We start from the raw sequence: 12,999 nt of genomic DNA on the forward strand, positions 1-12,999 counted from the left end.
ACATCAGAAAAATGATGTGGGCGGTTTTTATAATTATTTATTTTTTGTTTCAAATAACGGACTAACTGGTTTGTTTTCGTGGATACGTTTAATCGCATCTCCGATTAATTCACCAACGCTGACTTCGTCAATTTTTGCAATTTTACGATCATCAGATAGGTAAATAGAGTCTGTTACAACTAAGCGTTCAATTGCTGAATCTTCAATACGTTGTAAGGCTGGTCCTGATAAAACGGGATGTGTACAAGAAGCGTAAACGTCTTTTGCTCCGGCTTCTTTCAATGCGTTTGCAGCAAGAGAAATTGTCCCCGCTGTGTCAATCATGTCATCAATTAAGACACATGTTTTGCCTTCCACATGACCAATGATATTCATTACTTCTGCTACGTTCGCTTTTGGACGACGTTTGTCAATGATCGCAATTGGTGCTTTTAAGAATTCTGCCAATTTACGCGCACGCGTTACACCACCATGGTCAGGGGAAACGACAACGACGTCATCGCCTTGAATGCCGTGTTCGATGAAGTAATCGGCAATTAATGGTGCACCCATCAAATGATCCACTGGAATATCAAAGAATCCTTGAATTTGGACCGCATGTAAGTCCAATGTCAACATTCTTGTTGCACCAGCTTTTTCAATCATGTTTGCAACAAGTTTAGCAGTGATTGGTTCCCGGGCACGTGCTTTACGGTCTTGACGTGCATACCCATAATAAGGCATAACCACGTTAATTGTTTTAGCACTCGCACGTTTTAACGCATCAATCATGATTAATAGTTCCATTAAGTTATCGTTAACAGGGCTACTTGTTGATTGAATGACGTAAACATGTGCACCACGAATACTTTCTTCAATATTCACTTGAATTTCGCCATCACTAAATTGTGTTACAGAGCACTTTCCTAGCTCCACACCCACAGCATCCGCAATTTTTTCTGCTAAGGGACGATTAGAGTTCAAAGAAAAGATTTTCAATCTTGGATCAAAATAATGTTTCGACATTAGAACCTCCACTTTCTATTTCAGCCAATTCGTTAAAACTGAACAATACTTTCCTTCTAAAATAATAGTAGTCCTAGCCAAATAAATCAAGAGATTTTCTGTATTTCATACAAGATATTCATCAAAAGTCGCTTTCTTCTAACTATTTTATCGTATTTGTCTAAAAAATGAGGATTATTTGAATAAAGAAAGGTACTCGCCATAGCCTTCTTTTTCTAAATCTGCCACTGGCACAAATCTCAAAGCTGCCGCATTAATGCAATAACGTAAGCCGCCTTCTTGGAGTGGGCCATCAGTGAAAACATGCCCTAAATGTGAATCCGCTTCTTGACTGCGAACTTCTACTCGGTGCATGCCGTGACTAAAATCAGCTTTTTCTTTGACGCCACGTTTTTCAATTGGTTTGGTAAAGGATGGCCAGCCGCAACCAGCATCGTATTTGTCCAGGGAGCTAAACAACGGTTCGCCACTAACAATGTCTACATAGATTCCGTCTTGGTAAAAGTCATCATATTCTCCTGAAAAAGGGCGTTCTGTTGCGTTTTCTTGTGTGACGGCATATTGAAGATCCGTCAAGGTTTGTTTTAATTCTTCTTCTGTTGGTTTTGTCATTCTGTCCACTCCTTTTCTTCTGTTCAATTTATTGGGTTCAATGATACCACGTTTGTCAAACAGGCACCTAATAGTTTGCATAGTAAAAGACAGTCCTTTCTCTTTTTGACGAATGAAAAGGACTGTCTTTTATTAGTTGAATTCTTTTAGTAGTCGGGCTACTTTGGCAATTGGTAAGCCCATAATGGCGTAATAATCGCCAGCGATTGCTTCAATTAATAATGCTCCTTGTCCTTGGATACCATAAGCGCCTGCTTTGTCGGCATATTCTGCGGTATCTAAGTAAGCATGGATTTCCGTGTCTGTCAGTGGATAAAACGTCACGGTTGAATGAACTGTCGCGGAGCGCTCTTTTTCCCCTTGTTTCAACGTCACACTTGTATACACGTCATGTGTTTTGCCACTTAAGAGGCGCAACATGCGATAACCGTCTTCCCGAGAAGTGGGTTTGCCGAGGATTTCTCCCGCCAATGCCACAATTGTATCGCAGCCAATGACTAGTGCTTCGGGGGATTGCTCTGCTATAGCCGCTGCTTTTTGGGCAGCCATTTGCGCCACATATTCTGCTGGTAAGCCGTCTTTACCAACAGTTTCATCGATATCGGCTGGTGCAATCGTAAAAGTTGGGACCACACGCTTTAATAACTCCTGACGGCGAGGAGATTGGGATGCTAAAATAATTTGCATAAAATGATGACGCCTCGTTTCTTTTTAATGGGGGTCTTGAATGCGTTTAAACATTCGTTCCATATCTGAATTCGTAAAATGAATCAGCACCGGACGTCCATGCGGACAATTAAACGGATTTTCGCACAAGGCTAAATCTTTTAATAGCACGCGTGCTTGTTGCTCATTGAGGTAATGATTGGCTTTGATGGATCGCTTACAGCTCATCATAATGGCAGTTGCTTCACGGAATTTTTTCACGCTGACCGAGCCAGTTGTTAGCAACATGTCAATCATCTCGCGAACAATGCTTTCCTCTTCGCCTGCAGGATACCAAGTTGGGTGCGCCCGCACAATGAAACTATTTTGTCCAAAGTCTTCCAAATGGATGCCAACTTCCGCAAGGGTTTCTTTCTGCTCTTTAATTTTCAAGGCATCGCTATTTGGATAATCAATAACGATTGGTACCAATAGTTCTTGTAAATCATCACTGACTTCGCCAATTTTTTCACGGAAGTACTCGTATTTAATTCGTTCTTGGGCAGCGTGTTGGTCGATAATAAACAGGCCATCTTTGCTTTGTGCGAATAAATAAGTTCCGTGCATTTGACCGAAGTACTCTAGCTCAGGAAAACGTTCTGTTGGTCGTTCTTCTTCCAACTTGTTCAGGGCTTGTTTCAGTTCTCTTTGACTCGCAGCGCTATTGGCATCGAATTCTGGGTGAAGTTTCATTTCTTCTTGGAAAACCTCGTCAGCAGCCTCTGATGAAGGCAGAGAAGGTTCTGAATCAGGCACTTCAGTTATTTTCGTTTCTTCGGCTATTACCTGTTGCTCATTACTAGCTGTTTCCCAATGATTTGCGGAATCAGCAGATGCCGAAGAGGTTTCGTAAGCTGACGTTTCTTCCGCTACACTCGTTGATTCTGGCACTGGCGGCGCAAATGGGTCGTCCATTGGGTCCACTGCTCTTTCTGTCTGGTTGACAGCTTCAGGGGCGCTTGAGACTGGTGTTTCGTCTGTCGCATGTTCCGCATAGAAGCGACCCGTTGCGGGATTATAGCTTAAGCTGCCCGGTCGTTGTTTTACCGCAGGTTGTTCAGTCGATAAAGGAATTTCCATTTGTTCGGCTTTAGGTTCTGGCGGTAGTTTCTTTTTAAAACGCAAATTGTCTGCCGCATTGGGAATCAACTGTTCTTGGCTCAACACTTCTTGAATCGCCTGTTCAATTAATGCCATTAAATCTTTTTCTTTACTTAAACGAACTTCTTGCTTAGTAGGATGGACATTGACATCGACTAACAGCGGATCCATTTCAATTTCTAACACAGCAATTGGAAAACGCCCCACCATTAGTTTCGAACCATAGCCGGCTACAATTGCTTTATTTAACGCAAAATTTTTAATATAACGACCATTGATAATCGTTGATAAATAGTTACGGCTGGCCCGTGTGACTTCTGGTAATGAAACATACCCTGTCAAAGTAAAATCAAGGTCTTTTCCTTCAATTTTCAACATTTTCTTTGCGGTACTAATGCCATAAATCCCGGCAATCGTTTGTTTTAAATCACCATTGCCTGTTGTACTCATCATTTTGTGGCCGTCATGAACCAAGCGAAAAGCGACTTTAGGGTGGCTTAACGCCAGACGATTGACAATGTCACCGATATTGGCCAATTCCGTTTGGATCGTTTTGACGTATTTCAAACGAGCGGGCGTATTATAAAATAAATTAGAAACGGTCATTTTTGTGCCTTTACGGAGGGCTGCTGGTCGGTTTTCTTCGACCTTGCCCCCTTTTAGAATCACATAGCTGCCTTCTTCTTCCTCAGCTGTGGCAGTTTCGACAATCATTTCAGAAACTGAGGCAATACTTGGTAAGGCTTCGCCTCGGAACCCCAAGCTGCGAATTCGGAACAAATCATCTCTTGTATGAATTTTGCTTGTGGCATGGCGTTTGAAGGCATTCAGTACATCTTCTTTGGCAATTCCTTCACCATTATCAATAATTTGAATGGTTTTCAAGCCAGCTTCTTCAATAAAAATATCAATTTGGGTGCTTCCTGCATCCAGTGCATTTTCCACCAATTCTTTGACGACAGAAGCGGGACGTTCAACAACTTCACCAGCAGCAATCTGGTTGGCTAGTTGTTCGGATAGTTCTTGAATTTTCCCCATTTCACGACCTCCTAACCGGTTCGGTTCCTAATTAGATACGTTTTTGCAATTGATGAAGCATGTTTAACGCATCTAGTGGTGTCATTTCTAATAGATTCATTTTCTTCAATGTGTCAATGACACTTAATTCTTCTGTTGAAACTTCTTTAAATAATGAAAGTTGCTCGGTTTCTTCATGGACTTCTGAAACTTCTTCATGATGAACTGAACTTGGAATCGTTGTTTCTTCCGCTTCTAAAGCGGATAAAATGGTGGCTGCTCGTTCTAAAAGCGGGCTTGGTAAACCAGCGATTTTAGCAACATGTATCCCATAGCTCTTATCAGCAGGTCCTTCCATCATTTTATGAAGAAAGACCACTTCGCCATCTTTTTCGACAGCGCCCACGTGAATATTCTTCAAGCCTGTTAAGGTCTCATCTAGAACAGTTAGTTCATGATAATGTGTAGAGAATAGCGTTTTGGCTTGTACTTCACGATGGATATATTCAATGATGGCTTGCGCTAGCGCCATTCCATCATAGGTTGCCGTGCCGCGTCCTAATTCATCAAATAAAATTAGGCTGTTAGGCGTGGCGTGCCGCAGTGCTTGGTTGGCTTCCATCATTTCTACCATAAAGGTACTTTGCCCTGCAATTAGATCATCAGAGGCCCCAATCCGTGTAAAAATTTGATCGAAAATTGGCATTTCAGCACTTTCCGCTGGTACAAAACAGCCAATTTGCGCCATGACCACCGTCAAAGCCAATTGACGCATGTAGGTACTTTTCCCTGACATGTTTGGTCCAGTAATCAAGAGAATATCTGTTTCTGGGTTCATGCGGATACTGTTTGGAATGTATTCTTGATGCCCTAAAACTTTTTCCACGACTGGGTGTCGTCCTTCGACAATCGCCAAATTTTTCGTGTTACTTCTTAACGTTGGTCGAACGTATTGATACCGTTCACTAATTGTTGCAAAAGATTGTAAAACATCAACCGCACTAATGGTTTTAGCCAGTGTTTGCAACCGATCAATGTTCGTTTTCACTTGTTCTCTCACGGCCAAGAACAATTGATATTCTAGTTCAACTGATTTTTCTTCAGCTTCTAAGATTAAACGTTCTAGTTCTTTTAGTTCGGGCGTAATAAAGCGCTCCGCATTAGCTAATGTTTGCTTACGCTCGTATTTTCCTTCTTCTAAATTCGCTAAATTTGACTTAGTGATTTCAATGAAATAACCAAAGACCCGATTGTAGCCAATCTTCAAGTTTTTAATCCCTGTTTCTTGGCGTTCTTTCGCTTCTAACTCCGCTAACCATTGCTTACCATTGCGCATGGCATCACGGTATTCATCTAATTGGTCGTTATAGCCGTCCTTAATAACGTTTCCTTCAGTAATTTGTAAAGGGGCTTCTTCATTAATCGCCGTCGCAATCAATGCCACTAAATCTTCAACGGGGTTTAAGTCGACTAACAAATCATCCCATTCCCCTTGATTGATCCCGACAATTAACTGTCGAATCGTTGGTACTTGTTCTAAAGAGGTCCGTAATTGAATTAAATCACGCCCATTCACACTGCCGAATGCCACGCGTCCTGCTAACCGCTCTAAATCATAAACGTTCGTCAATGCTGCTTGCAAATCTAAGCGTTCAAAATAGGCATTTAATAAGGATTGCACCATTTCTTGACGCGCCTTAATTTGACGTTCCTGAATCAGCGGACGATCCAACCATTGTTTCAACAAACGGCCGCCCATAGCTGTTTTCGTTTCATCTAATAGCCACAATAGAGTCCCTTTTTTCTGTCCTGTTCGAATCGACTGACTCAATTCTAAATTGAATTTAGAATAATGATCCATTTTCAAGAAATGATCTGGCTGATATTCCACAGCTTTCTGAATATGGGACAAGCTCCGCTTTTGGGTAACGGATAAATAAGATAATAATTTGCCTGTAATTTCAATTTCTAATGGATTAATCAGTTCATTGGTTAAAAAACTAAACTCGGCATTTTCTTCCACCGTTTCTTGTGTCGAAAAGATGATATTTAAACGTAAACTTAAGTTCTCTTTTAACGATTCAGGAATCCCTGAACCTAGGACCATTTCTTTTGTTTGCAACGCAGAAGCTTCGTTTAAAACGCCCTCTTCATCAGCCAAGACTGCTGTTTTTAATTCGCCTGTACTCAAATCTACATAGGCAAAACCGAACTGATTACCATCTGTTAGCACAGCGGTTAAGTAATTATTGTCTTTGGCTTCCAAGCCTTTACTATTCATCACCGTTCCTGGCGTTACCAACTGGACCACTTCTCGTTTGACCATGCCCTTGGTAGTCTTTGGATCTTCCACTTGCTCACAAATCGCTACTTTATAGCCTTGCTCAATCAACGTATCAATATAGCCTTGCGCGGCATGATAAGGAACGCCACACATAGGAATCGGATCATCCGCATTGCGGTTACGACTGGTTAACGTCAATTCTAAGATTTGCGCTGCATTGATAGCATCTTCATAAAATAATTCATAAAAATCACCTAAGCGATAAAATAAAAACGCATCCTTGTATTGGGCCTTAATGGATAAATATTGTTCCATCATGGGTGTATTTTTTGTCTTTTGTGGCATTTAATTCCCTTCCTTCTCTAGCTCTTCGTTCACGCGGTATTGAATGAGCGCCGTGACATGTTGGACTAAGTCATTGGCTTCGATCAGTTGTTCGCGGTAGGCTACAACGAGTGGGTGCTCATCAAATTCTTTTGTTTTCGCATCAGCTCGTTGAATGGCTTCTTTTTCAGCAGTTGGTTTGCCATAGTGAGCAAATTGAACCGCATCTTTTTGCGCAGCTTTAATTTCTTCCACTAATTCTGTCAGCTTTTTGTTTTTCTTTACCTTTTCTTCAATCGCTTGGTAGCGCTGAATGACTTCATCTTGTCCAATTAAATGTAACAATTTTTCTAATTCTTTATTACTTTGTGCATCTAAATTCAACGGCTCCATTTTTTTCACCTTCATCTTTCACCGGCACTTTTTCTATAAGAGCAGAAAAAGTTAACCTCTTAATGATCCGAGATTAACTTTTCTTCTATTATTCTTGAAACGGGCGATCTTCGCTAATCTGAATCGGCTCAATCATCTTCGCTTGGCCCGTTTGGTCATCAATCTCTAAAATACAGGCAGATAAAATTGTCCGCCCTGTTTCGACTACCTCAAAGCGCTTCGGCAATGCTGTCATAAACTTCTCAATAATCGGTTCACGCTTCATTCCTAGAATCCCATCATAAGGTCCGGTCATACCGACATCACTTAAGAAGGCTGTCCCTTTCGGTAAAATCCGAGCGTCATTTGTTTGAACATGCGTATGTGTTCCAACAACGGCTGAAACTTGGCCATCTAAAAACCAGCTCATGGCTTGTTTTTCGCTTGTCGTTTCGCCATGAAAATCCACAAAAATGAGCGGTGTCCGTTTGCGAGCGATAGCCACTAGCTCGGCGGCTTTCTTGAAAGGATCTTCCAATGGCACCATAAATGTGCGGGCCTGTAAATTAATCACCGCTAGTTCCAATTGATTGACTTTCACAAAAACCATTCCTTGACCAGGCACATCTTCTGGAAAGTTCGCTGGACGAACCATTTTCTTCGCATCATCAATGAATTCAAAGATATCCTTGTTGTCCCACGTATGGTTACCCATCGTAACAACATCGACACCATCTTGCAAAAATTTCTTATAAATCTTGCCAGTAATTCCCCGACCAGATGCCGCATTTTCACCATTGGCAATGGTCACTTGTGGACGATATTTCTTCTTTAATTTAGGGACATACGTTGCTAGGGCTTCTCTTCCTAAAGAACCGACAACATCTCCTATAAATAATATACGCAAAAAGGTTCCTCTTCTCTTTTTAACATCTCTTGTTTATTATAGTTGTTTTCGCTTTGAAAAGAAAGTTTTGGTTTTAAAAGATTAAAAAAAGTGTCTCAACGAACAATCCTTGCAATTGTTCGTTGAGACACTACACGCGATACTTATTCGCTTTTCATTTTATTTCGCATAGTCAACGGCACGTGTTTCACGGATAACCGTTACTTTGATATGTCCTGGATAATCCAAGTCATCTTCAATTTTCTTCCGAATGTCTCGAACTAAACGAACAGATTCTAAATCAGAAATTTCTTCTGGTTTCACCATGACACGAACTTCACGTCCTGCTTGAACAGCAAAACTTGAATCAACGCCTTCAAAACTATTAGAAATATTTTCTAAGTTTTCTAAGCGGCGAATGTAGTTTTCTAACGATTCACTACGTGCACCTGGACGCGCTGCAGATAACGCATCTGCGGCTGCCACTAAAACAGAAATAACTGAGGTTGCTTCCACATCACCATGATGCGAGGCAATGGCATTAATAACTACTGAATTTTCTTTATATTTCGCAGCTAATTCTGCGCCAATCTCAACGTGAGAACCTTCAATTTCATGATCCAATGCTTTCCCAATATCATGTAGTAAACCTGCACGTTTGGCTAATTGAACATCTTCGCCTAATTCGGCGGCTAAAACGCCAGCCAGTTTTGCTACTTCGATTGAATGGTTCAAGACATTTTGACCATAACTTGTTCTGAAACGTAAACGGCCTAAAATTTTAATTAAATCAGGATGTAACGTATGAGCACCTACTTCAAAGGCTGCTTGTTCTCCGTATTCACGAATCCGTTCATCCATTTCTTTACGTGATTTTTCTACCATTTCTTCGATGCGAGCGGGATGAATCCGACCATCTTGGATTAATTTTTCCAAGGTCATTCGAGCGATTTCTCGTCTGATTGGATCAAATCCGGATAACACAACCGCTTCTGGCGTATCATCAATGATTAAGTCAATCCCTGTTAATGTTTCCAATGTACGAATATTACGTCCTTCACGACCAATAATGCGACCTTTCATCTCATCATTTGGTAAAGTGACCACGGAAACAGTTGTTTCAGAAACAGAATCGGCGGCGCAACGTTGAATTGCTAGGGAAAGCAAGTTCTTCGCTTTGCGATCAGATTCTTCTTTGGCACGTTGTTCTGACTCCTTGACCATCAAGGTTAGTTCATGATTCAACTCTTCTTCTGTTGACTTCATAATAATCGATTTTGCTTCTTCTTTTGAAAGGGAAGCAATTCGTTCTAATTCTTGATGTTGCTGATTAATTAAGTTTTCTACTTCTTTTTCTCGCTCATCAATTAATTGCTGTCTAGCACCAAGTTTCTCTTCTTTTTCTTCCAGTGAGCCTTCACGTTTTTCAAGAGAGTCATCTTTACGATCCAACGTTTGTTCCCGTTGAATTAAACGATTTTCTTGAGATTTAAGTTCTAATCTGCTTTCTTTCAACTCACTTTCAATTTCTGAACGATACTTCTGGTTCTCTTCCTTAGCTTCTAGCAATGCTTCTTTTTTCAGTGTTTCTGATTCTTTCCGAGCGTTCTCGAGAATACTCGACGCTGAAATTTTTGCACCATTTATTGCTTTATCATGACGTGACTTTGCAATAACAAATCCTAAACCAAGACCGACAATCAAACCGACGATAGCGAGGAGAATATTTAAAACCATATTTCCACCTCCATACTATCTTTTTGTTAATTCATATCTTGTAGTTTTTTGATAAACTAAAATCAATTATCAATATGCCTACTTGCATATTTGTGCATACACACAATTTTATTCTAATGTTTGTCGCGAAAGGTGTCAACTTAAAAAAGCCCTTTCTTTTGGAAAGGGCAGCAAATATTAGACAACGTCACATTTTTAGGTTTCCGCCGTCACGAATTGTTTAAATTTTAGAACAAACGCCGCATAGTCTGCTGTTTGACTAAGCTGCTTGATGTGGATGGGTTCGGACATGGACAACAGTCTATTTAACAATTTAGTTCTAAACAAAGAAAGACAACACCTGTCCTGTTCAGTAAGTGTTGTCCTTCTTCTTAACGAGTCGTATTCACTCGTTATCTATTCATCTAAGGGTAATTCTTCTTGACCTTCTGCTTCTTCTGTAATGGTTGAACCGTCACCGATGCCGTATGCATCACGGACCAATTTAGACACTTCTGCCATCATTTCAGGATGATCCGCCATGTATTGTTTGGCATTTTCACGGCCTTGGCCAATTCGTTCTTCTTTATAGCCATACCAAGCACCACTTTTACTGATAAGGTCTTTTTCCACAGCCATATCTAGTAATTCGCCTTCTTGGGAAATACCTTGGCCATACATGATATCAACTTCTGCCACTTTAAATGGTGGCGCCACTTTGTTTTTAACGACTTTAATTTTTGTGCGGTTACCGACGATGTCTGTTCCTTGTTTTAACTGTTCTGCACGACGGACTTCTAGACGAACCGTTGCGTAGAATTTCAATGCACGTCCACCAGGAGTTGTTTCAGGATTTCCGAACATCACGCCAACTTTTTCACGAATTTGGTTAATGAAAATAGCAATTGTTTTTGTCTTATTAATTGAGCCTGATAATTTACGTAGTGCTTGAGACATTAGTCGAGCTTGTAAGCCGACATGGCTCGCTCCCATCTCACCATCAATCTCTGCACGAGGAACTAACGCAGCAACCGAGTCGATGACAACGATGTCAATCGCACCACTTGAAACTAAGGCATCGGCAATCTCTAAGCCTTGCTCACCCGTATCTGGTTGAGATAAAAGTAATTCATCAATGTTAACGCCTAGTTTCTCCGCATATTGAGGATCCAATGCATGCTCAGCATCGATAAAAGCGGCTGTTCCACCATTTCGTTGCACTTCTGCAATTGCGTGTAAAGAAACAGTTGTTTTACCTGAACTCTCAGGACCATATACTTCAATAATTCGGCCACGTGGATACCCACCTACGCCCAATGCAACATCTAACGCTAAAGAACCACTAGGGATAGTTGAAATTTTTTGATCAGCTTTTTCGCCTAATTTCATAATAGAGCCTTTCCCAAAGTTCTTTTCAATTTTTTTCAGTGCGGCATCTAAAGCCACTTTACGATCATCTGCCAATGGATAATCCTCCTTTAATTTATATAAACTTATTTTTCATTTCCTGTTAGTAGGTCTATCATATCTCTTTTGTACCAAAAAAGCAAGAAAAAACCGAACAAACATTCGCATATTTATTTTTTATTAATGATTCGGCGCCGTAAAAGATCTAACCCTCGCATAACCGCACTCTGTCTAATATAATTTCGGTCACGGTTAAAATGGAAACATTCTGCAACGGTTGGTTGGCCTTCTTCCGCCAGCCCAATCCAAACAGTGCCTGTCGGTTGACCTTCGATTGGGTCACCAGCGACCCCAGTAAATGATAAACCATAGTTAGATTTAGCTAACTGACGCGCTTTCTCTGCCATTTCTTTGGCACACGCTTCACTTACCGTGCCATGTTCTTCTAAAAGTTCATGAGAAATTCCTAAAAAGTTCTCTTTTGTTTCTTGCGAATACGTCACGAAGCCTCCCTTAAAAATCTTCGAAGCGCCCGCAATTTCCCCCAGTGTACTTTGGAAGAGGCCAGCGGTGAGGCTCTCAGCAGCCGTGACGGTTTGTCCGTTTTGTAATAACAAGTCCACTGTTACCTTGGCTAAACTATTGTCATCCCCATACCCATAAAAATAGTCTCCCACTTTAGCTAAAACCTTTTCTTCCGTCGCTGTTAATAATTCTTCGCCAGCTACTAAGTCTTTTGTTTTAACTGTTAAACGAAGTGTCACTTCATTAGGCTTAGCATAAGGCGCAATGGTTGGATTCGTTTGGTGCGCAATCAACGATTGAATCTCGGTCACCAGCTGTGATTCACCAATGCCATAAAAACGCAAGACTCTTGAAATCAATTGTTCTTCTTGTGGAAACGCATCAATCAATAAAGGTCGTGCCGCTTGTTGGAACATCGGAATTAATTCATTGGGTGGCCCTGGTAAGAGCAAATAGCTTGTTGTGCCTTCTGTTACAAAAGAACCAACCGCTAATCCTGTCGGGTTTTGAAGAACTTGTCCACCTTCAATGGCTAACACTTGTCGTAGATTATTTTCCGTCATTGGCCGCTTAGACTGTTGGAAAAACTGGTGCAAGCGGTTCAATCCTTCTTGATCTTCTACTAATGATTTATGGAGATGTTGTGCGACAACTTGCTTGGTTAAATCGTCTTCTGTAGGTCCTAGCCCTCCACAAAGGACAATTAAATCACTTCTTTGTTCTGCTTCTGTTAGTAGCGTTTCTAAGCGGCCGCCGTTATCACCAACAACGGTCTGATAGTAAACATCGATGCCTAGCGCAGCTAACTCTTCTGATAAAAAGGTGGCGTTGGTATTCACTACTTGTCCCAGTAATAACTCTGTTCCGACTGCAATGATTTCTGCTTTCATTGATTTCCCCTTCTCTAATAACATACGTAGTTAAACTCACTTTCCATTTTAGCACAACAAAATTTTTACAAAAGAATTTGAGCTTCAGGAAATAATTTTTTTATCAGGAAATTTATTAATTATTACGAAAAAAATGTTCATTTTCTCACAATACA

General features: G+C 40.8%; 10 protein-coding genes. All 10 read right to left on the bottom strand.

Annotated features, from left to right (window positions below; all coding sequences use genetic code 11):
• Positions 1–33 precede the first annotated feature (33 nt).
• The 10 genes from IGJ63_RS12380 to IGJ63_RS12425 all read right to left on the bottom strand — a co-directional run bounded on the left by IGJ63_RS12380 (position 34) and on the right by IGJ63_RS12425 (position 12,844).
• The gene (locus tag IGJ63_RS12380) at positions 34–1,005 is read right to left on the bottom strand and encodes a ribose-phosphate diphosphokinase (RefSeq protein WP_002381060.1); all 972 of its coding nucleotides are present in this window, start codon (positions 1,003–1,005) and stop codon (positions 34–36) included.
• Between the two features lie 174 nt (positions 1,006–1,179).
• The gene (gene msrB, locus IGJ63_RS12385) at positions 1,180–1,617 is read right to left on the bottom strand and encodes a peptide-methionine (R)-S-oxide reductase MsrB (RefSeq protein WP_002354871.1); all 438 of its coding nucleotides are present in this window, start codon (positions 1,615–1,617) and stop codon (positions 1,180–1,182) included.
• 132 nt (positions 1,618–1,749) lie between these two features.
• Positions 1,750–2,304 (bottom strand): Maf family protein, encoded by a 555-nt coding sequence (locus IGJ63_RS12390; RefSeq protein WP_002354869.1) that lies wholly within the window; start codon positions 2,302–2,304, stop codon positions 1,750–1,752.
• A 24-nt stretch (positions 2,305–2,328) separates the two neighbouring features.
• Entirely contained in the window at positions 2,329–4,461 is a 2,133-nt protein-coding gene (mutL, locus tag IGJ63_RS12395; protein ID WP_438746561.1) for a DNA mismatch repair endonuclease MutL, read from the bottom strand.
• Positions 4,462–4,492: 31 nt separating this feature from the next.
• Positions 4,493–7,069: a DNA mismatch repair protein MutS gene (mutS, locus tag IGJ63_RS12400; RefSeq protein WP_131639181.1), complete on the bottom strand. Its 2,577-nt coding sequence runs from the start codon at positions 7,067–7,069 to the stop codon at positions 4,493–4,495.
• Positions 7,070–7,456, bottom strand: coding sequence for a RicAFT regulatory complex protein RicA family protein (locus tag IGJ63_RS12405; RefSeq protein ID WP_002359008.1), 387 nt, complete (start codon positions 7,454–7,456; stop codon positions 7,070–7,072). It abuts the gene before it with no gap.
• 73 nt (positions 7,457–7,529) lie between these two features.
• Positions 7,530–8,327: a TIGR00282 family metallophosphoesterase gene (locus IGJ63_RS12410; RefSeq protein ID WP_002354864.1), complete on the bottom strand. Its 798-nt coding sequence runs from the start codon at positions 8,325–8,327 to the stop codon at positions 7,530–7,532.
• A gap of 159 nt (positions 8,328–8,486) precedes the next feature.
• Complete coding sequence (gene rny / locus IGJ63_RS12415) at positions 8,487–10,043, bottom strand: ribonuclease Y (RefSeq protein WP_002354863.1); 1,557 nt, start codon at positions 10,041–10,043, stop codon at positions 8,487–8,489.
• A 396-nt stretch (positions 10,044–10,439) separates the two neighbouring features.
• The gene (gene recA, locus IGJ63_RS12420; protein ID WP_002354860.1) at positions 10,440–11,486 is read right to left on the bottom strand and encodes a recombinase RecA; all 1,047 of its coding nucleotides are present in this window, start codon (positions 11,484–11,486) and stop codon (positions 10,440–10,442) included.
• A 113-nt stretch (positions 11,487–11,599) separates the two neighbouring features.
• The gene (locus tag IGJ63_RS12425) at positions 11,600–12,844 is read right to left on the bottom strand and encodes a competence/damage-inducible protein A (protein WP_010710870.1); all 1,245 of its coding nucleotides are present in this window, start codon (positions 12,842–12,844) and stop codon (positions 11,600–11,602) included.
• Positions 12,845–12,999 lie beyond the last annotated feature (155 nt).

This window comes from Enterococcus sp. DIV1375a, from assembly GCF_051712205.1.
Taxonomy (GTDB): domain Bacteria; phylum Bacillota; class Bacilli; order Lactobacillales; family Enterococcaceae; genus Enterococcus; species Enterococcus faecalis.